At 40.7% G+C, this 21,240-nt stretch carries 19 protein-coding genes; 4 read left to right on the top strand and 15 right to left on the bottom strand.

Annotation, left to right across the window (positions count from 1 at the left end; all coding sequences use genetic code 11):
- The 7 genes from arsC to OSCI_RS27330 form a co-directional block, all read right to left on the bottom strand.
- Positions 1-386 (bottom strand): arsenate reductase, glutathione/glutaredoxin type (arsC, locus tag OSCI_RS27360; RefSeq protein WP_039963226.1); only part of this gene is annotated, 386 nt, incomplete at its 3' end.
- 26 nt (positions 387-412) lie between these two features.
- On the bottom strand, positions 413-1,108 hold the full coding sequence (gene arsH / locus OSCI_RS27355) for an arsenical resistance protein ArsH (protein ID WP_267879526.1): 696 nt from the start codon (positions 1,106-1,108) through the stop codon (positions 413-415).
- Positions 1,089-2,222, bottom strand: coding sequence for an ACR3 family arsenite efflux transporter (gene arsB / locus OSCI_RS27350; RefSeq protein WP_007358492.1), 1,134 nt, complete (start codon positions 2,220-2,222; stop codon positions 1,089-1,091). Before arsB ends, arsH begins: the two co-directional genes overlap by 20 nt.
- Positions 2,223-2,258: 36 nt before the next feature.
- Complete coding sequence (locus tag OSCI_RS27345; RefSeq protein ID WP_007358491.1) at positions 2,259-3,287, bottom strand: PstS family phosphate ABC transporter substrate-binding protein; 1,029 nt, start codon at positions 3,285-3,287, stop codon at positions 2,259-2,261.
- A gap of 117 nt (positions 3,288-3,404) precedes the next feature.
- Positions 3,405-3,731, bottom strand: coding sequence for an ArsR/SmtB family transcription factor (locus OSCI_RS27340; protein WP_007358490.1), 327 nt, complete (start codon positions 3,729-3,731; stop codon positions 3,405-3,407).
- Positions 3,732-4,086: 355 nt separating this feature from the next.
- Positions 4,087-7,302 (bottom strand): glycoside hydrolase family 15 protein, encoded by a 3,216-nt coding sequence (locus OSCI_RS27335; protein WP_007358489.1) that lies wholly within the window; start codon positions 7,300-7,302, stop codon positions 4,087-4,089.
- A 206-nt stretch (positions 7,303-7,508) separates the two neighbouring features.
- Entirely contained in the window at positions 7,509-7,712 is a 204-nt protein-coding gene (locus tag OSCI_RS27330; protein WP_039963223.1) for a DUF751 family protein, read from the bottom strand.
- Between the two features lie 58 nt (positions 7,713-7,770).
- Here OSCI_RS27330 and OSCI_RS27325 point away from each other — a divergent pair, with 58 nt between their 5' ends.
- On the top strand, positions 7,771-8,598 hold the full coding sequence (locus OSCI_RS27325) for a DNA adenine methylase (protein WP_007358487.1): 828 nt from the start codon (positions 7,771-7,773) through the stop codon (positions 8,596-8,598).
- On the opposite strand, the gene OSCI_RS27320 is transcribed toward OSCI_RS27325, so the two are convergent.
- From OSCI_RS27320 to OSCI_RS27310, 3 genes are read right to left on the bottom strand one after another with little or no spacing between them, the layout of a single operon-like run.
- Entirely contained in the window at positions 8,595-9,242 is a 648-nt protein-coding gene (locus OSCI_RS27320; RefSeq protein WP_007358486.1) for a retron system putative HNH endonuclease, read from the bottom strand. The two genes, OSCI_RS27325 and OSCI_RS27320, sit on opposite strands and share 4 nt — an antisense overlap.
- Positions 9,239-10,501: an AAA family ATPase gene (locus OSCI_RS27315; RefSeq protein WP_007358485.1), complete on the bottom strand. Its 1,263-nt coding sequence runs from the start codon at positions 10,499-10,501 to the stop codon at positions 9,239-9,241. Before OSCI_RS27315 ends, OSCI_RS27320 begins: the two co-directional genes overlap by 4 nt.
- A 9-nt stretch (positions 10,502-10,510) precedes the next feature.
- On the bottom strand, positions 10,511-11,434 hold the full coding sequence (locus OSCI_RS27310) for a metallophosphoesterase family protein (RefSeq protein ID WP_007358484.1): 924 nt from the start codon (positions 11,432-11,434) through the stop codon (positions 10,511-10,513).
- A gap of 107 nt (positions 11,435-11,541) precedes the next feature.
- Between OSCI_RS27310 and OSCI_RS27305 the strand changes: the two genes are divergently transcribed.
- Positions 11,542-12,366, top strand: coding sequence for a hypothetical protein (locus tag OSCI_RS27305; protein WP_007358483.1), 825 nt, complete (start codon positions 11,542-11,544; stop codon positions 12,364-12,366).
- A 148-nt stretch (positions 12,367-12,514) separates the two neighbouring features.
- Here the strand turns inward: OSCI_RS27305 and mrdA are convergent, their stop codons facing one another.
- Positions 12,515-14,368, bottom strand: a complete 1,854-nt coding sequence (gene mrdA, locus OSCI_RS27300) for a penicillin-binding protein 2 (RefSeq protein ID WP_007358482.1) — start codon at positions 14,366-14,368, stop codon at positions 12,515-12,517.
- Positions 14,369-14,490: 122 nt separating this feature from the next.
- Between mrdA and OSCI_RS27295 the strand changes: the two genes are divergently transcribed.
- Positions 14,491-14,850 (top strand): phage holin family protein, encoded by a 360-nt coding sequence (locus OSCI_RS27295; protein ID WP_007358481.1) that lies wholly within the window; start codon positions 14,491-14,493, stop codon positions 14,848-14,850.
- A gap of 249 nt (positions 14,851-15,099) precedes the next feature.
- Here OSCI_RS27295 and OSCI_RS27290 read toward each other — a convergent pair whose 3' ends face one another.
- The 3 genes from OSCI_RS27290 to OSCI_RS27280 all read right to left on the bottom strand — a co-directional run bounded on the left by OSCI_RS27290 (position 15,100) and on the right by OSCI_RS27280 (position 19,082).
- Complete coding sequence (locus OSCI_RS27290; RefSeq protein ID WP_007358480.1) at positions 15,100-15,777, bottom strand: N-acetylmannosamine-6-phosphate 2-epimerase; 678 nt, start codon at positions 15,775-15,777, stop codon at positions 15,100-15,102.
- Positions 15,778-15,946: 169 nt separating this feature from the next.
- Complete coding sequence (locus OSCI_RS27285; protein WP_019486900.1) at positions 15,947-16,531, bottom strand: cytochrome b; 585 nt, start codon at positions 16,529-16,531, stop codon at positions 15,947-15,949.
- Positions 16,532-16,631: 100 nt separating this feature from the next.
- Positions 16,632-19,082, bottom strand: a complete 2,451-nt coding sequence (locus tag OSCI_RS27280; RefSeq protein WP_007358478.1) for a GAF domain-containing hybrid sensor histidine kinase/response regulator — start codon at positions 19,080-19,082, stop codon at positions 16,632-16,634.
- 180 nt (positions 19,083-19,262) lie between these two features.
- Here OSCI_RS27280 and OSCI_RS27275 point away from each other — a divergent pair, with 180 nt between their 5' ends.
- Positions 19,263-20,549, top strand: a complete 1,287-nt coding sequence (locus tag OSCI_RS27275; protein ID WP_007358477.1) for a hypothetical protein — start codon at positions 19,263-19,265, stop codon at positions 20,547-20,549.
- Between the two features lie 169 nt (positions 20,550-20,718).
- Here OSCI_RS27275 and OSCI_RS30495 read toward each other — a convergent pair whose 3' ends face one another.
- The gene (locus OSCI_RS30495; protein WP_007358476.1) at positions 20,719-20,922 is read right to left on the bottom strand and encodes a hypothetical protein; all 204 of its coding nucleotides are present in this window, start codon (positions 20,920-20,922) and stop codon (positions 20,719-20,721) included.
- Between the last annotated feature and the right edge of the window lie 318 nt (positions 20,923-21,240).

Genomic DNA, 21,240 nt, shown 5'->3' with positions numbered 1-21,240 from the left:
GAGTTTAACAACTTATTAACTCGTTCCTTCACCTCATCTCGGACGCGATGAAATGTCTCTATTGGCTGTCCGTCGGGGTCGTCAAGTTGCCAATCTTCAAACACTTCGCGCAGTACCCATTCTTCCGGTAAATTCACACCACAGCCACACAGAGAAATTACAGCATCGTAATCCTCAGCATTAAAATCACTTAACGGATCTGAAGTTTGATCTGTGATATCAATACCAATTTCAGACATTACTTGAATCGCCGTTGGATGAACTCTGCTAGATTCCAACCCGGAACTCGCTACCTCAATTTTCCCCTTACCTAATGTTTTAGCAAAACCTTCAGCCATTTGGGAACGGCAAGAGTTTCTTTTACAGACAAACATGACTTTTTTCATGGTTTTTTTTGTTACTTATTATCAGGCTACTTTTTGATTTCAAGAGCACTATTGGCGATGGCGATAATTTCCTTCGCTGCTTTTTCTTTGCGTTCGCTGTAACGGTCGGTCAAATAATCAACCTGGCCGCGTAACAATAGAGTAAACTTATATAATTCCTCCATTACATCAACTACACGATCGCGATAAGCCGAATCTTTCATCGTTCCATCTTCATTAAACTCCTGATAAGCTTTAGCCACAGAAGATTGATTTGGGATAGTAAACATTCGCATCCATCGCCCCAAAATTCTCAGAGTATTAACTGCGTTAAAAGACTGCGAACCGCCGCTAACCTGCATCACCGCTAAAGTTCTACCTTGAGTAGGTCTAACGGCCCCAATACTTAAGGGAATCCAGTCAATTTGGTTTTTCATAATCCCGCTAATATTACCATGTAGTTCTGGGCTTGACCACACTTGACCCTCAGACCAAAGACTCAACTCACGCAATTTTTGAACTTTGGGATGAGTATCAGGAACACTACCATAAATCGGCAATTCTAGGGGATTTAAAAATCTAATCTCGGCACCGAAATCTTCAATTATTCTAGCCGCTTCTTCAGCAAGTAGGCGACTATAAGAACGCTCTCGCAAAGAACCATATAAAAAGAGAATTCGGGGTTTATGAGTAAGGTTTTTCATTGGATTATAGCTATGAGAATTAGTAAAGACAACGGGGATCTCGCAGGGAAGCTGTTTCTGGTTTACGAGGGAACCAAAACGCTGTTTTCTTGCAGAACTCTACTAACATTAACATCACTGGAACCTCAATTAAAACACCAACAACCGTAGCCAATGCCGCCCCTGAATTTAATCCAAAAAGCATGACAGCCGTAGCAATCGCTACCTCAAAATGATTGCTAGCACCAATCAGCGCGGCGGGTGCTGAATCTTCGTAGTGAAGGTTTAGTTTTAAAGCTGCTACATAAGAAATCAGGAAAATGAAATTAGTTTGGATAAACAGGGGTACGGCAATTAAGAGAATGTGCAGAGGATTGTTAACAATCAACTCTCCTTTGAAGGCAAACAAAAGAATTAGCGTAATCAAAAGTGCAGCCGTAGCCACTGGACTTAGATAGTGCATAAACTCTCGTTCAAACCATTCTTTTCCTTTATGTTTAAAAATCCAGAAGCGGCTATACATTCCGGCAGCTAAGGGCAAACCAACATAAATTAACACAGACAATACTATGGTTTGCCAAGGAACAACTAGATCGTTGGCTGCTAACAGCCATCTGCCTAATGGTGCGTATAGAAATAGCATTGCTAGAGAGTTAACGGCGACCATGACTAGAGTATGTCCTTGATTGCCATAGGAGAGATATCCCCACATTAAAACCATCGCCGTACAGGGGGCAATTCCTAATAATATTGTGCCAGCGATGTAGGAACTAGCGATGGAAACTTCACTGCCACGAATTATTTCTGTGCCGGTAATCAGAGGACGAAATAGCCAACCTAAGAAAAACTGAGAAAATGCCACCATTGTCAATGGTTTTATCATCCAGTTAACAACTAATGTTAAGATTACAGGTTTGGGCGATCGCGCTGCATTTGCTGCTTGGGTAAAGTCTATTTTTACCATGATGGGATACATCATAAAAAATAGACAAATGGCAATCGGAATCGATACCTGATAAAAGCTAAGAGCATCAAGGGTGACGGCGACGCTGGGGAATAATCTACCGAGAATAATACCGCCTAAAATGCAAAGGAATACCCAAAGGGTGAGGTATCTTTCAAAAAAACTAAGCTTGTTTCCTGCATGAACAGGTGAGGTTGTCGATTGATTCATTGAGTTAAATATTGAAGGGGAAATTGCCGATAAAAATTAAAACTTTGCTTGTTGGCGTAGTAACTCACCGATGGTTAAGTCTAACTGAGCCTCACCATTAAAAACAGTACCGACTTTGCCATTGTAGAAATTGTTGTAAATCAGTTGATATCCGTCCTTTGGCAATGGAATGTAGCCTACAGAATTAACTAAAGTTGGTGCTTTTTCCATGTAGAATTCCACGAAGTCGCGTACTTCTGATTTGGTTTGGGCGGCACTATAGCTAACGTAGATGAAAAGAGGTCTGGTAAGAGGTTTATACTGAGCTTTTTCTACTGTTTCACGGGTAGGCATTACCGAGCCTTGACCATTATCTATTCCTAATGCTTTCAATTGAGTTGGATTGGCTTCGTAATAGCTTAATCCAAAGTAACCCAAGGCATTTGGATCTTTGGTAACTCCCTGGACTAAAACATTATCATCTTCACTAGCTGTGTAGTCAGTACGGCTGGCTTTGGCTTCACCGACTGTTGCTTCTGTGAAATAGTCAAAGGTACCAGAATCTTTACCCGCACCATAGAGGTTAATGGGTTGATTTGGCCAACTGGTTCTAATCTGATTCCATTTGGTAATTTTACCTTGTGCGGCTGGTTCCCAAAGTTTTTTTAGTTCTGCTACTGTAATGTCTTTTGCCCAGCTATTTTTGGGGTTAACTACTACTGTGAGAGCGTCAAAAGCGATGGGTAATTCATAATAGCGAATACCAGCTTTATTGCAGGCTTCCATTTCTTCTGGTCGAATTGGTCGCGAGGCATTACTGATATCTATTTCGCCAGCACAAAACTTTTTAAATCCTCCACCAGTACCGGAGAATTCAACAGTAATTGCTACTTTTGCGCCTTGGGTCTTTTGAAAGTCTTTCGCGATCGCATCTGTAATCGGATAAACGGTACTGGAACCGTCGATTTTAATCGGCTGCGAGGTTTGCGATTGGACTTGGGCGCAGGAATTGAGGAGAGCTATAGCACTAAATGCTAAAATTCTTATACTAAGTGTGTGAGAATTGACCTGCCTTGTTGTTTTCATTGACCTTGCCTTAATGTCAAAATTCATGTCCACAAGTTCACCATATCAATAAAAATTGATATGTCAAGTATAGGGGATAACACGCACAGGAAAAATACATTAAGAAATGTTGATTGACTAAGGGGTGTCGCAGCAACGGATAGACAGGATCGGGCTGAAGCGGCGGTACTCGGCGAGGTACTGTTCGAGGATGGCGAACTGGGGAATGTTGAGGCTGTAGTAGATCCAGCGTCCCTCTTGGCGGCTGCGGACTAAAGCTGCTTCCTTCAAGGTTTTGAGGTGAAAGGAGAGTTTTGACTGGGGGACATGGAGGCGATCGCACAGATCGCAGACGCACAATTCCTGTTCTCGCAGTAACTCGATTACCTGAATCCGCAGAGGGTCAGAGAGGGCATGAAAACCGCAAGCGATCGCACTTGCTGTAATTGTACGAGTATTAACCATCAAAAAATTTTGAAATGTATGTATGGCTATCTTAGCGAAAAATTTAGTAAGTAGCTCTGTATAAGTAGAAGGAAGAAGGAAGAGGGAAGAAGGAAGAAGGAAGAACGCTTATACAGCCAACTTTTTAGCCATCGGTATCTTATGTTTAATTAAGTGGATTTACTTATCATTTGTGAGGGTGATACGCGGACTTCAGGGGGCGACAACGAGGCTAACCCTGTTTTGTTACTAAGCGGAAGAAGAAAATAAAAATTTACCCTCATTCATCAGACCTAATTGAGGTTTGAAAGATTTTGCTCTATTATACTCTGCTGCTTAGTGACAGCAGAGAGATAATTATTTCTTTTTCATTCTTCTATACTTTTCCAAACTCTGTTAAGAAGCGGAAAGCACTTAAAATATGACTCGCACAAACATAAGGCGAAGTATCATAAAAAGCGTTCCATGCCGCCGCTTTATCCTCATCATACTTCTCTCTCCTTTCGGGATGTTGGTCTAACCAGCTAATCCGCACTGCATGACCAATTAATACATCCAAAACGATATATTCTTCTATTTGTAACTCCGGGTTCCGCTGAGCAATTGCCGCCAATTCCATCAAGGCTTCAATATTAACTTGTCGGTACTCCGGCGCACCAATTTTATTCAATAAATGCTCGACTTGTAGAGCAAAATTCTTCTCACCTGGAGTCATTTCTGCTAAAATTGGTTCGCTATCTAGGCGATTTCTGCGCTCCAATTTATCACCAATTACCAAACCCTTACAATGCCGCAATAACTCCCAAACATTAGGATAAAAATCTTTGGGTACGCGATTAACTGCACCTGACATTTGCCGCTGTCGTCGCCACCCGCCTAAGTTAGTTTCTGGTGACTGCAAAGTTGGTAAGACCACCCATTCAATATCTTTTTCCGGTTGTTTGACGTGCAAAGATTCTTGCTGTCTGAGCACTTGATTCATACCTTCATAGCCTGTTAATACTTGCCGCAAGCGAGTTTTAATTTCAAAGGGACTTAACTGCATTAAATGTTCGTAAGCTTCATTCTGCGTAATCCCCAAATCGCGAGCTAATTCGGTAGCAATCAGCAAGATAAAATAGCTCACCCTCAGTGTTAGCAAGCCTTTAAATAATAGTGGTTCAGCTTTAATTAGCAAACCAAAGTAAATCAGAATTTCTTGGGTAAGAACCCGGTCGCGAATATCTTCCCCACAGAAATGCCGAATTTTCTCCATGATTTCTGTGTAAGAACGCGGCTGCAAAATTACAGAATCTTCACTGTAAGCTTTTCCGACTGTAACATACTTACCGCGTACTAAAATATCAGTAACTGCATCTGATAGGCTAATATCAACTTTATTCAGCAAACCGGCCACATGACGGACTACGGCCCAATATATTTTTGATTGAGAATCGCTGCTAGCTTTAAGATAAACTTCATTGAGCAAATCTGCAACTGTAACAGCGTCTTCTGGCCCACCGAATCCAGTATTAAAATTCAGTCCTTTGAGGCGAACTAAGGTATGCAATAGCTCAACTTGTTCGTACAAATTCTCGGAACCCCGCAAACTGGTAAGCAATAATTTTGTATTTGTTTCGCACTCTAACTTAAATTCTTGCGTGTGGCTTAATGGCCCAGTCTTATCGGGATTATAACCCAAGTGATACCTCACGGGAAATGCACCTTTAACTGAAGACTGGGAAAATCCAAAATCGTGTAGAAAATCAATTCTCTCAACACCAGCAGTTAGGATTAACTGATTGATTTGACCCAATTTTACGGGGGTATATTTGCAGTGTCCGTCACGCAGTTCTTTCATCAACTCTAACAGTGCTTCTCTACCAGTTTCTAGCATTGTATGAGTCAGCATCAGCGTTACTAGAGGACGACCTAATTGATACCAATGACGGTTAATATAAGCTAATTCGCTCTTGATTTCAGCTACTAAAAAATGATAGTCAAGAGTGAGGTAAAATTCTTGTTGATCTAAAAAAGAAGGCAGAAAAACAATCGTTTCTCCCCGAATCCTAAATACTCTGGAAGTTGTCAAAGTCCGCAATCTTCGCACGGGTCTACCTGTTAAACCTAATTGATCGTTGCGACCAATTTGTGTATAAATAGCAGATAGTTCTTTGGCTTGGCGTATCTGTATTGGTTCTACTTGTTTTGGGGTCTGGGTGGCGATACCATGAGCAGCTAATTCCGCTTGCAAATCTTCATCTTCGGCTAATAACGCAATTTGTACTAAAGGCTCTCGATGATGACGAATAGATAAATGTCGTCCTAGTGGGTCAATATCGCCAATGGCGACTAATTCTTCGTCTAATAACTGAGCAAGAAAATATAAACTTTGGGCCCAAACGAGGGGGACATTTTCATTAGGTAAGCGTTTTTGACTATGAGGATTTAATTTTTCTGCTTCAATACTTTCGGCTGGGACATAATACAATTCTGGGAGTAAGCCGTAACCATCCCGTTCTATAATTAGAGATTCTAAAATTTCTTTATATTCTTTAACTTGTTGCTGGTTTCTATGAAATATACCATCAAGTAACAAATAGGTAAAAAATAACGGCCATTCACATTCAATATGCTCAAATTGCTTGAGTTCTTTCGGTTCGTAGTGGAGGCGTTCGCCATCTTCTAAAACTGTTTGGTGTCCGTCTCTGAGAAAGCGTTTGCAACCGTATTTTCCTTGGAGTTTGCTGATAATTTTGTTTTTTGTCCGCTCGATTAATTCCCGATCTTCAACGGCAAAGGCAGGAAAACTAATTACGCTCAACAAGGCTGCATCTACTTCTTTTGAACTTGATTCTCTGGGTAAAAGGGATTCCAATGTCACTCGCGTTCTGGCAATTTCATCTGGCAAAACGTGAATTACTGAGGCTTGAGAACCGTTAACTCCGAATAAATCTAAGCCGTTCATGGCTTCTAAAGCTGCTTTTGCCATACCTACGGAACTGGCGTTTAATTCTGCACTGCCATGATTGATTTTATTTCCTCGCTCCCAAATTCCGTAGTCGGGAGTGCGATAAGCTCTGCCAATATAATAGACTAAGTTTTGCACAAAGTTCACTTCATCAATTGTAAAAACAATGTGTAAGCCTGAAGCCGTCATTTGTGCTAATATTAATAGAAATAAGGAGGTAGCATCTAATTGTAAATGTCCCCAAGCGTCATCGCCGACGACAATATCTCCAGTCTGAGTATTATACTTAGCGTGTAGGGCATTTAGGGGCAATTGACTATTTTTAAAGTTTTCTACTTTATGAGCTTGTCGCATCATGGCGAAGAGTAATCCTCGCATTAGTTTGACGACACTATGTTCTAGCTCAAATGTTCTACCTTGGTCGTCATCAAGTTTGCGGTAAGCTAAAGCTAAACCCCAGACGGCGAGGATGCTGTAAACATTATCTCGCACCCAAGCATCGGTATAGTCGCCGTGAGCGTTAATTGCTGTGCTGGCTGGTAGTAAACCCGCGATCGGGTTTTGACGTTTGAGGATGACGGTTTTGATTTGGTGATAGTAGCTATCTAACCTTTCTCGCCGTTTTGCTATTGCGATCGTCATCTTGTGGTTCCTTTTTTTGATTCCTGCCTAGTTGTGGTCAATAGTTCTTAAATATAAAGACACTATTTTTTTCTCCATTCAAAACCTTGTTTAAGGGTTTAACATAAATGGAATCTTTTTTACAGTAACTTTGATAACATAAGGAGGGTGTTAAATGCAGAAGTGGAAATTATCTGATTTTGCCGTTTCCCCTCCTCCTACTTCCGCTAAACTGTACTCAGCCCCAACATGGCACGGAGGGTAAAAGTTACAAACATAAATGCGGCGATGATGAAACTAATGAGAGCGATCGCACTCACGGGGTTCTTCAGCAGCGGCCTCAGTTGCTCAAACAGGAAAAAGAAGATTCCCAGAGTGATTGTGATGAAGTAGCGGGGATAGCGAGAGATATTCTCAAAAAATTCTTGCATTGTTTTAGTTGGTTATATTTACAGTTTCATCTTTAATTGGTATCACTTTGAGGTCAAAATGTCAATTTCCACTCAATCTCAAGTTTTGCCGCGTCCGTTTCTCAAATGGGCGGGGGGTAAAAGTAGGCTGATTCCGCAATATTTACCTTATTTTCCTAAGAAGTTTACGAATTATTATGAGCCTTTTTTGGGTGGTGGTGCTGTGTTTTTTCATTTGCAACCTAAATCGGCAGTTTTAACGGATATCAATGCTAATTTGATTAATACTTATTGCTGCGTTCGAGATCGGGTTGAGGAGCTAATTACCTATTTAAAGAAACATGAATTAAGGCATAATAAAGAGCATTATTATGATGTGCGATCTTATCCGGGAGGAACTGAGATAGAAAGGGCAGCGCGGTTGATTTATCTTAACAAGACTTGCTTTAATGGCTTATATCGAGAAAACTCGAAAGGTGAGTTTAATGTGCCGATGGGTAAATATAATAATCCAACGATTTGTAATGCCGATTTACTTCGTTCAGTATCAGTTGTGTTAAAATCAGTGACTATTGAACAAAGGCATTTTGAGGATGTGTTGAAGTATGCTCATAGTGCGGAAGACTTTGTTTATTTCGATCCGCCCTATTTTCCGATTAATGATACTAGCTATTTTACCTCTTATAGTCGCGATTCTTTTACTGAGAACGATCAAGTTAGATTGAGAGATGTTTTTGCAGAACTTGCTAATCGAGGGGTAAAAGTGTTGTTATCTAATTCTGATTGTAAGTTGATTCGAGACCTGTACAAAGAGTTTAAAATTAAACCTATATTAGCAGCAAGGGCGATTAATTCTAAGGCTAAGCTTCGAGGGAAAGTTGCTGAAGTTTTAATTACTTCATATTAAATCTTAAAGTAGTTTTTTATGTAGTAGGCGATTACAGTACAAAATGGTGTGTATTTACCTTCTGCATCCGGTTGAACATAACTTTGAGCTAATATTTGTATCTCTTCAATTGTCAGACCGTCCATAGCTTGCAATATTCCATCTATTGCCTGACTTCGCATATTCTTTAGCTTATCAATGTTGAGTCCAAGTTGGTCAATAGTTGTTAAAGCAGAGTCTTGTTTTCCTGGTTCATTAGTTGGCAAAATCTCTCCCGAACCAGAATATCTAAAAAAATCAGCACAACTGGGATCTAAAGGCGAAACCATGAGATTTTCATCGTACCACTCATCTTTTTTAACTCCACAGTGTTGAGGTTCTTTAGGTTCTCTTTCTCTTTGACAGGAAGCTAACAGATTTTTGTAATTTAGTGCTTCTTCGGGATAGGTTTTACGAGGCTTTAAATGTTCAATATGGCTTTTTTGTTTGCTGATTTCCATTCCGCAGTAGCAACAAATAAAACCCTGTTCTTGCAGTAATGATTGATGCAAATTTGATTTTTGTGGTGCTTGAAAGTTATCCCAGTTAGGTTTCCAGTCATCGCTTTCTAGAGCTTTCCAATCTGTAAAATCTTTTGGTTCCTCACCCTTTTTAATATACTTCATCGGTTAAGAATTTCCTTCCGTCTCATCAATATATCTGCTCTGACAAACTCTGACTCATCCTCGCCAATTTCATCTTCTATCTGTTGGCGTAATTCCTTCGCAGCATCAAGATTTCCCGCGTCTATCAGTCTAAAAAGTTGGCGAAGACTATCCTTGATTTCTTGTGGCCTTTCTGGGACACCCATCACGTCTTCAAGGATACGATTGCTATCTCTACCAAAAGAACTTTCTGGCTGTTTAGCTACTATACCTTCAGGTGTTGCCTCTAAAATGTAGATACCATCAGGTTTAATCTGACTAATGACTTGAGGTGAATGAGTGGTAATAATAAATTGGCAATTAGGAAATGTTCTAGTTAAAGCGGGAATAATTTCCCGTTGCCATTTCGGGTGCAGATGTAATTCGATTTCATCAATCAAAACAACGGCACTGCCTTCCAGTGGATTTTCTAAACCTGGGTTAGCAATTGCTAAGCGTCTGGCTAAATCTCCTACCATTGCTAGCAAGCATTTCTCCCCGTCAGATAGTTGATTTACGATCAGTTCTTGACCTTGTTTTTTTACAGTCATTCTTAGGATCGATCGTCTAACACGCAAGTTTGAAAAATTTGGTATTAATGAATAAATGGATTGTCTTACGGTTTCTAGATTTCTGTTTCGATGTTCGTGGTTATCCCGTATTTGTTCATTCTCCAAATCTTCCAAATCTGCAAACCATTGAAAGAAACTATCGAAGCTAATTTGTATTTGCTCTAGCGCTTGATTGTAGGCATCTGTCTGCTTAAAGGAATATCCATTCTGACTCTCCAAATGACGCTCAATAACACCACGATTAGTCGGGTAGTAAACTGCTAGTGGTATGTTGGCTAAAGGACTACCTTTCCACTGATTATGTATATTTTGGGCAACTTCTTTTAATTTTTCCATGCCTTCTAGTTTTTCATTTCCGCTATCTTCTTTCGTTACAGACCAACTGATTTCTTGTGACTGAGAGAGTTCGATTATAATTTGATTTCTTATCTCTTTATATCCGTTTTTGATATCTAGTACACGAAAAAAAGACGGGTTTAAACTGTCATTTTTATTAGGGAATTGAATCAAATAAAGAAAACGGGACAAAAGAATGGCAATACAGTCCAAAATACTAGATTTTCCCACGCCATTGTTCCCAATAATTACTATTGGCTCATCAGGGTTAAATTCCAGATTTAGATTATCTATTCCCCTAAACGCATTGATTTTCAATCGTTTAACTTTCATAACTTTTACCTAAACTGATTTCAACATAACCACACCCCGGTCAAACACCCGATCATCCGTCCCAATTCCACTCACAAATATTCTATCATCATAAACATCAAAGGCTGCAAAACTAAGCCGCGAAGCCGAATATGCCGTCCAGGGAGAACGCCCCACCTCACGAGTACCACCGCCACCGCCGCATATTAAATAAGTCGTTCCATTAATCGAACGAGTCCTTTCATAATGGTGATCGTGCCCGTTAATATAAACTTGCACTCCATACTTTTGAAAAAGCGGCGTTAAATTCTCAACAAATGGTTTATTTACACCATAAATTCCCGATGAATAAATCTGGTGATGACCAAATACTATTTTCCAAGGTGCATCGCTTTGACTCAATTCTTTATCCAGCCAAATTAGCTGATTTTTCCAATCTGCATTACTATTAGTATCTAAGGCAAAAAACTGTACTTTACCGCGCCGAAAAGTATAGTAACGTCCTTGCATATTAAAGCCGACATATTTAACTTGAGGGTCGCCATTAGCCGTGCGAATGTCATGATTTCCTAGACAAGCGTAAAACTTAACGTTCTGCTGCAATAAATCTTGATATGGCTTCTCAAATACGGCGTTAATTTTCTCAATTTCGCCGTTATTATAAATATTATCGCCAGCGAGAATTGCCAAATTAAAAGGATTTTGTTGATGATAGCGCGTCATCGCCCTGGCTACCCGATACTGACCTTCAGCACCAGTACCCGTGTCTGCGACGGAGATAAAACGCAAAATCGGCGGGGTGGTGGGTAACTGCGCGATCGCACCTTCTCCCTCCAAACTAGCAGCAGGACTAGCACCCTCAACAATTTGAGCCTTAAGTATTTTCCACATTCCCGTCAGACTTAATGCGCTCAGGCCACTTAAAATTAAAAATTGACGGCGTTTGATACTCATTTTGATTCAGTTAGAAGTAATGAAATGATAAATTAAGGCTGAGAGATATAGCTCACGTAAAAATCTATCGCATTTAAGCATATTTATACCGCCAGGAGGTTAAGAAAATGTCAGAAGACCAACCACAACAGCCACAGCCGGAACAGCCTCAGCCAGAGGTAAAGCCGATCGCCACTTCTCAAAACGCGGCTAAAACTCCCCAGGATTCCGCAAAACTCGATCGCAGCCTGTTGGAAAAACTCACTTCCGCTTGGCTGACTGTAGTCCAGTTGGTGCGATCGCTTCTACCCGCCTCAATCAATCAAAAGCTGTCCGATACAGTTTTAAGCAGCGCGATCGCAGCAACTCTGATCGTCGCGATCGGTACAACACTAACCCTGCTACCTGGAAAATCACCTGAAATAATAGTTATCCCCTCTTCAGAATCCCCCCAAATAGTAGTTATCCCCTCGCCAGAATCCTCGGAAATAGTAGTTATCCCCTCTTCAGAATCCACAGAAATAGTAGTTCTCTCATCTCCAGAAACAACAGCAACAAATTTACCCGACCTGGTAGCCCCTGAAGAAACAAAACCCGTAGAAATTGCTCCCCCATCGCCTCCAAAACTAACACCAGAACAGAATCTTATTGCCACAATTCAAAATCAAGTAGATGAACTAACCAATCAATTTAATAACAGCTTAATAGAATCCATTCAGGTTAATTTATTCAGCAATATTTTAGCTGTTAAAATCGGCGATGATTGGTATAATCTCCCTGAAAGCGAACAAAATCAGTTAGCCAATCAAATGTTTCAACAAGCCCAAAAACTTGAATTTAGAAAACTGGAAATAGCCAACTCCCAAGGCAAACTCATAGCTCGCAGCCCCGTAATTGGCTCTGAAATGATTATTTTAGAACGGAAGAAAGCAGAAAATATCGGTAATGGTTAGTTGTTAGTTGTTAGTGGTTAGTGGTTGTCATTGCATAGCCTGCGCGTAGTGCTTACGAAGCGAAGTATCAGCCCTTCAGTTAATCTTCGCCAACGCAATGACAACTAACAACTAACAACTAACTATTAACAACCAACAACTAACAAAATTACTTCTTAGGTTTAAAACCTTTCTTCTGGAAATAGGTTCTAAATACCTCTTGGGCAATAGGAGCGGCCGATACAGCACCATATCCCCCCCCTTCGACAACAACCGCGATCGCCACTTCCGGCTTATCAGCAGGCGCAAAACCCACATACATAGAATTATCCGGGTGCCCTGGAATTTCCACCGTCCCAGTCTTACCCCCACTCAGAGGAATAGAACCGTCATTCATAGCGCGACCAGTACCTTTAAGCACCACATCAATCAACCCCTGGCGAACCACATTCAAAGTTTCCGGCGCGATCGCAGTCTTAATCGGTTTAGCCCCATTAGCTTGAGAAGTCAACAAATGCGGCTGCACTCGCCAACCCCCATTCGCAACAGTTGACACCATCACCGCCAACTCTAAAGGCGTTACTAACACCAAACCCTGACCAATTGCCATCGTCACCGTATCGCCCACATACCAATCCTCCCCGTACATTTTCACTTTCTCTTTCGGCGTTGGAATTTGACCATGATTTGCCCCATCTAACCCCAATAACTTCAAATTAATTGTTCCGCCAATCCCCAATTCATGACCCCATTTAGACATTTGCTCCGGCCCTGCGGCCATCCCTACTTGATAAAAAAACGTATTACTACTGTAGGCCAAAGCATCGCGAAAACCAATAGTGCCATAACCAGCACCATGTTCGTTAAAAGATATACCACCAATAGTAATAGAAGCAGAACTAAACAAAGTTGAATCAGGAGAAAATTTCCCCGACTGCATCCCCGCCGTAGCCGTAACAATTTTAAAAGTGCTGCCAGCAGGATAGCCTTGCAGAGCGCGATTTAGAAAAGGTTTATCCTCACCTTGAAGGCGAGTCCACTCTTTTTTACTCACCTTGCTAGTAAAAATATTCGGGTTAAAATCCGGCCAACTAGCCATCGCTAAAACCGCCCCCGTTTTCACATCTAAAGCAACAACTGCTCCCAAGCGATCGCCTAGAGATTTTTCAGCAGTTTTCTGCATATCCAAGTCCAAAGTCAACCGCACCGACTTACCAGCAATAGGAGCATTAACTCCCAACTCCTGTATTTCCTGACCCTTTGCATTCACCTCAATCAAACGATTTCCCCAAACCCCCTCAAGCGAAGAATTAGCAATCCGTTCAACTCCCAGTTGACCGACGATCATCCCCATCGGATACTTTGGATTAGCTTTAAGCTGATCTAAACTAGCCTCGCCAATATATCCCAAAACGTGCGCTGCTAAATCTCCATAAGGATAGTCCCGACTCGATTCAGGACGAATTTCAATCCCCTGCAAATTACCTGCTTGCTCAGACAAAGAAATAAACGTAGCACGGCTAATATCCTGCCGAATTCGGATCGGCAAAGCAGATTTATAACCAACTTTCTCTAATTTCTTAAGAATTTCCTCTTTAGGTATCTTCAATATGGAACTCAGCAGAGAAGCTGTAGCAGGCCATTCCTTTGCCGCCTGTTCCTTTGGCCATAAATATACCGAACGCGAAACTCGATTTGCTGCCAATATTTTGCCATTACGGTCTAAAAGTTGACCTCTGTTAGAAGCAACAGGAAATAACCGAATGCGGTTGTGCTCTGCCCGCTGTCGATTGTATTCACCTTGAACCAGTTGCAGTTGAGCTAGACGAAAAATCGGCAGACCCATCAAACCAGTAATGCACAGCATTAATAATATCGCTCGGTGTAATCTACTGCGGCGAAGTACCGCATTTTCGAGAGCCGCTTTGTCAAAAAAGCCCGTTCCAGATTTAAAAATATAATTGCTAGCCATTTTCATACCCAAACCGCATTTCTTCTCTTTCCCTATCAAAGGTATTGCCATCCGGAAAAAATCCTAAACATAAATTATGCCGATTGGTAGAGGAAGCAAAGATATTTTTTGGTTAATGTATAGTTAAATATCAATTTTTCAAAGCTTCAGCTTTTAAGGAAGGAGTTTGTACTATGCAGCCACTTGACATTTTGATTGCTTGGTTAGTTACAGGTAGCAGCTTGCTACTGATTTCTCAATTGCCTATTGGCGTTCAAATTGACAGTACGCCAAAAGCAATAGTTTCAGCAGCAGTTTTGGGGATTTTGAATGTTTTAATCATGCCAATTTTCAGAGCGGTATTTTTTATACCCAATGTTTTAACTCTCGGCTTGCTGTCAGGGCTTTTTGCTTTTGTTATTAATGTGATTATTTTTGCCTTAGCAGCTAAAGTTGTTGAGGGTTTTAGTTTGCAGAAGGGTATGTGGAGTGCTGTATTAGGAGCCTTAGCTCTGGCTTTGGTTAGCAGTTTCATTAATGGCGTTCTGATCTAATATCAGTTCCCCAAAATCATGCAACAGTAAGTAAGGGCACATAAAGATAAATGTAGGGTGGCGCGAGCCGCAACAAGCCTATAAATCAAAGCAGAAGATCGTTGTAGGCTCGCGCCCACCTTACAATTTATAGCGTTTATTTATGTCCTACTAATTACCCCAAATAAGAATTGTAGCAATACTTTTCAGTAAGTATTTGATTACCTATTACCAATTACCTATTACCAATTACCTATTACCAATTACCTATTACCTATTACCAATTACCGAATTATAAGCTTTTACCTTAAGGTCAATCCCAGTAATATCAGCACCCACAACAACAGCAAAAGCTCCCAAATCTAAGGCCTGTTTTGCCATCTGTGGCCCAGCAATACCACCTTCGCAAATAATTGGAATATCTAATTTTTCTACCATTTTGGCAAGTAGTTCAAAACCGGGAGGAGATAGATGTTTCGTTTCAGCAGTGTAGCCATAAAGAGTAGTTCCCACCGCATCAGCTCCCGCTTCTGCTGCTTTAATTGCTGTTTCCAAAGTGTCTGCATCAGCCATTACGGGTTTGCCTAATTCATCGTGAATTCTAGCAATTAAACTCTTAACTGTTTCTCCATTTGGGCGGTTTCTGAGAGTAGCATCAATGGCAATGATATCTGCACCTGCGGCTGAGATCGCCGCCGCATCTTCAAATCTGGGAGTAATGTAAACTTCAAATCCTGGCAATACTTGTTTCCAAATCCCAATAATTGGCGAGGAAATGCGCGATCGCACTGCTGTAATATGAGCTGGAGTATCAATTCTAACACCTGCTGCTCCTTGATTGACAGCCGCTTCTGCCATTGCTGCAATAACGCTCGGCTCATGCAAAGGCGAGTCACTTGGTGCTTGACAAGATACTATTAGTTTACTGGGAAATTTGTACTGAATCATTGGTAATGGGTAATGGGTAATGGGTAATTGGTAATGAGTAATGGGTAATGGGTAATGGGTAATTGGTGATTGGTGATTGTGTTAGTATAGCAAACGACAAGGTTTTAGGAGATTCTAACTTTCTAAACCCCTTGATTATAAGCTATTCTTCCCATCACCTAGCTTTTATTCATGATTTTCTGGAAACCAAATTTGCTTTTAACATCCCTTTAAAACGCCTCCAGTTAGCACGGATAACCTTCCACTGTGCCATGATATGTAACACAATAAACGCCAGAAATGTATAAGCCAACCAAAAGTGCAAACTTCTACCTAAGTCCACTAAAGCAGAATTTTGGGGGAATATGTCGGGGAGAGTAAAACCCAGAAAATGGACATTGTTGTTTTTATATGAATTTGAAAAAAAGAAACCGCTCACTGGAAGTGCAAACATAAATAAATACAGCGCAGAATGTAATAAAAACTTCTGCATCCACTCCCGACTAAGCTTTGGCAAACTGCGAGTATATTTACGCCGCCATACCTGAAGTAAAATCAAGATTCTCCAGGTCAAAAGACCCATAACTAAGACACCCATTGCCTTATGAAAATCATACAATTCTCCCCGGAGTGGAGTCTCGCGGGACACATTCGCCATAAATGTACCTGTTGTAAACAGCAACAGGTAGCAACACCCCATTACCCAGTGTATAGACATTAATTGCTTAAAAGCCGAATTAAGTCTAGGTTTAATTGCCTCTTTGCTGAAAATCATCTTTTCTCTTATCTAGATTATTAAGGATAAATTACCGCAGACAACCTTTATCTGTCAAGTTATAGCAGCCCTCAAAAATCATGCAATATTCCCAGTAATCTTAGCCATTAGTTATTAGCAAATTCGCGATCTTATGTAATAATTCCTCTGGCTGCACAGGTTTATTCAAATAATCATCTGCACCTGCATTCATGGCTGCCTTTTGATCGGATAGCATTGTCTTATTTGTTAAAGCTAGAATTTTGAGACCTTGAGCATAATTGGCGCTGAGGTTTCTCAACTGATGGATAATTTCATAACCATCTATTCCAGGCAAGCGCATATCAACAATTACAACTATAGGCTGAAACAATTTAATTTGTTCTACCGCAGTAGAACCTTCAATCATCCACACTACTTGCAGTCCTGCTGCTGTCATAATATCGCAAATAAGCGCGGCAATTTCCTCGTTTTCTTCAATTACAACCAGACAACCTTGCAAAGCAGAAGATTGAGAGATAAATAATGAATCTGTCTGTTCCTCTTTCCTATTTGCAACTCGCTCAATTTTTTTGACATTTTGAACTGGAATAAATGCTGTAAAAATAGAGCCAACGCCGACAGTAGATTTAACTTCGATCGCGCCGCCATGTAATTCTACTAGGTGTTTAGTTAAGGCTAAACCTAAACCAATACCGCTATATTCGCGGCGGTAAGGTGAATCTAACTGCTTAAATTTCTGAAAGAGTAAAGATTGCTGCTCTTTAGCAATGCCAATGCCAGTATCTTCTACTTGGAAAACAGCAATATTTCCACCCGATTTAATGCTATTTTGACGCAATTCGGCTATAGATTTTTCACCTTTTACGGAAACCCGGAGGGTTACTCGCCCCCCTTTTGGGGTAAACTTAATGGCATTTGTCAATAGATTGAAGAGGATTTGTTTAATTCTACGCTGGTCGCCTACAAAGCGCTCGTGACCGGGTTCAATTTGCTGTTCAATCGCGATTGCTATGTGTTTAGCTGCTGCTTGTTCCTTGAGATCGGCTACAGTTAAATAAGCTACTTGAGATAGGGAAAATTCACTGATTTTTAATGCCGTATTCCCAGCTTCTACTTGGGATAAATCTAGAATATCTTCGATTAAATCCAACAACTTTTTGCCGCTATCATGAATAGTTTGTAAGTAATTTTTCTGCTTGGAAGGAGGAATCTTGGTATTAGCTTCATTGCCACAACACCAACGTAGGAGAGTAGCGGAAATACCAATTACGCAGGTGAGAGGAGTCCGTAATTCATGACTCATAGTTGCTAAGAATTCACTTTTGGCAAGACTCGCTGATTGGGCCGCAGCTAGTGCATCTTGGAGTTCCTGGGTGCGCTCAATTACCCGCTGTTCTAGGGTATGTTTTTGCTGCTGCAACTCTGCATAGAGTTCAGCTTGGCAAATTGCGATCGCCAAGTGTTCTGCAATTTGTCTCAGAAATGTTTTTTTACTTTCTTCCCACTCGCGTACCTCAAAACACTGGTGGGCAATCAGTAGCCCCCAAAGTTCTTCTTGAACTATAATCGGTACTACTAACTTAGCTCGTACCTGACACGAGCGCATAAACTCTAAAAAACAGGGGCGATCGCTGTAGGTAGTTTCGATATCTGCGACACCGATAGTAATTCCTTTGCGATATTTCTCTTGATAGTTGGGTACATCGGGAAAACAAGCCGATCCTTCAGATAAGTAAAGTACAGAAGCGATTTTTTCATTCGCCAAAGCTTCATAATTAACACGACCAAAGAGTGGCTGTGAAGCCTGTTTGACGGAGTTTTTAGTAGGAGGATTATTTTCAATATTTTCGGTAGTTTTTTGTCGGTGTTCAAATTGATAAATTAATAGACGATCGACTTGCAAAAATTGTCGCAACTGCTGGACTGCCGTTGACAAAATCACTGGCAATTCTAAACTATCCCGAATCTGAGTTGTTACCTGATTTAAAAGTCGTTCTTGTTCGAGTTGCGGGTGACAGGAATCTTCTATAGATTTGCACCCGGAAGGAGAGAGGGGAGAATTTACACAGCAATTTAAGGAAATAATTTCTAGCAATTGCAAGGTAAATTCACTCTGGACATTAGCATCATTAGATTTTATATTTTTTAGCGCCATTCTCATGGCATAAATGTCAATATTTCTTAGCAGTTTTGCCCCTGCTGCTATGTGAAGATCGCATAGTTTATAACCAAAAGCAGCGATTACTTCTGGAGCGAAAGTCAACCCGACATTTAACAAGGTATTGGAGACTATTGGATTTTTGATTTTTGATTTTTGATTGGGGAGATCGCAGACATCTCTCCCACTCTGCACCTCTTCCTTCACCCACAATAGGGCGCTAAATTTTTCCGAAATAAATATTGCAAAGTGTTGGGGGAACTCAGCGGTAAATTCAGTTGCGGCGATTGCATTTTCCCTAAGCAGTAATGTACCTGGAATTTGAGCCATTTGCTGTAATAGTTGGCAAATAGCATCAAAGGTTTCTACAGGTAAAGTCCGAGTTAATGTTGGATGTGTAAGAATAGACATTTATAGCAACCGCCAAGGCGGTTAGGGGCTAGGGGGCTAGGGGCTAGGGGCTAGGGTAAGAAGGGAATAGAATCAGCGAGTTTGGTGGAACTCAGACAGCATGATGAGTTTATTTAACCTTAAACCAGTATAATGCCAAGATATATGGTTTGTTGACTTTTACCTACGGTACTAGGGTGCATGAGCGACCTAACTCAGCTAACGCTGGATTCCACGCTAGGCCAATTGCCCTCCCATGACTTCCAAGTGAGTTCTACAACTCTCGGACAGGTTATCGCCCAAAAATTTGGGCAGCAACCCGATCTGCCTGGAGTAATTATTACTCAAGACTCACAAATGTTGGGCATGATTTCTCGTGTCAAATTTCGAGAACAAATGAGTCTCCCCGATCGAGTTGAGCTTTATTGGCAACGGCCGATTCGTTTGCTTTTAGATTTTATTAGAATTCCCCCTTTGGTGCTTTCTGAAAATTGGAAAATAGATGAAGCCGTGCAAACAGCTCTTAATCGACCTAAAGACCTGGTTTATGAACCAATTATTATCGTTTTAGAAGATCGAGGTCTCCACCTGCTCGATATCCAAACTCTAATTTTAGCTCAGTCTCAAATGTTAGCTCAAGCTAATAAGGCGATTCACCAGCAAAAGTTAGAAGCGCAGCAGTATATTGAAAAAATTCAGCAAGGACAGACAAAAGTTAAGGAATATAGCCAACTTCTACAAGCTACTCTGAAGAGAAAACAAAAGCCCAGCCAAAATTATAGTTCTGAACAAACAGAACTCTTGAAACAAGCCCAAGAAATTGCCCAGCTAAATCAACGATTTATTCGTATTGCTCAATTAATTTGCGTAGAAGGCAAGCAAGCTTTCCAAGCGACTTTTCAGGGTTCTAATTTTATTTGCAACAATACAGATAAAATTTTAGATCTTGGTAAGGTAATAGGCAAAGATTTAGAAGGAGTTAACAGTGCTTCTAAATTAATTGGAGAGATTATCCAACAAATTCGACACTTAGCAGTACAAGCTACAATTGTCTCCAACCAGCAGGGTAATCAATCTAATGGGCTGAGCCAAGTAAGTTTAGAAATTAGCCGACTGGTAAGCCAAGCTTTTGAGGTAGGCAATCAAATCGATCAAATCACTAGCCGTTTTAAAATTCGTATCCAAGAACTCACTGAGACTGCTAAAGCCAACGCTAACGCTGCTAGGAGTGTCAGTCAAAAGATAGAACGGGGAGAGATGGCATTGTTAGAATTAGAGGAATTTGCCAGGAATCAAAATCCCAATTTAATTCCAATTCTACAAGAGCATTTGAGAAACGTAGATACTACCAGTGTAGATTCTTTGGTTCAACAAATCGAGAGGTCTGAAGCGGCAGTCTCGCAGTTAGAAAAGTTGGTACAACAGGGAGATTCGCGATATCTAATTGAAAAAATTGAACAGGCACTTAGATATAGAAAACAGAATTGATGGTAATTGGGAATTGGTAATTGGTAATTGGTAATTGGTAATGGCTAATCGCTAATTTAGGACTTACTGTGGAGTTCCAGAAACCGGGTTTTTTACAGAATCTGTGGGTTCGGGCGAAGTATTTTTGTCAAAAAACCCGGTTTCTTTGGTTGGGTGCGTAAGTCATGTGTTAGTTGTCCACGAGATGAAAATATCCTCGGCGTAGAGCATAGAACAGCCGTTGTATTGCTATTTTCTCTTCTTTGTCTAGTGAACCATTGGACAAAGCAGATTCTAATGTTAATTTATCTGTACGAGTTAGTTGGCCCGTGCAAGAAACCTGAGCATATAACTCAAGGATTTGGTTGGAAAAAAAACTTGGGTTGTTTATCATTGCTGTACATCCATTAAATTCATATATAGCAGAAGGCTAAGGCAGAAGGCAGAAAAGAGCGATGCCGAAAAAGTTAGTTATCTACAAAGGCAGAAGTGAAAGGCAATCTTCAGCAAGAGTTTCAGAAATTAATAAGATTCTAACGAGCATGGCGACTACTATCTAAATAAACTGTTATCTAAATAAATAGTATTTGATTTAATATTTGAGCTGTATCTTCCCAATGGATGATTTTTATTGCTAGTACCAGTCACTAGAAAACTAATCCCTAACACAATTATTCTTTAGGGGATTGCGACGATCCCCGTCACTTCACCT

Source organism: Kamptonema sp. PCC 6506 (genome assembly GCF_000180455.1).
GTDB lineage: Bacteria > Cyanobacteriota > Cyanobacteriia > Cyanobacteriales > Microcoleaceae > Kamptonema > Kamptonema formosum.
Note: the sequence above shows the minus strand (reverse complement) of the source record. Positions and strands in the feature narration are given on the sequence as shown.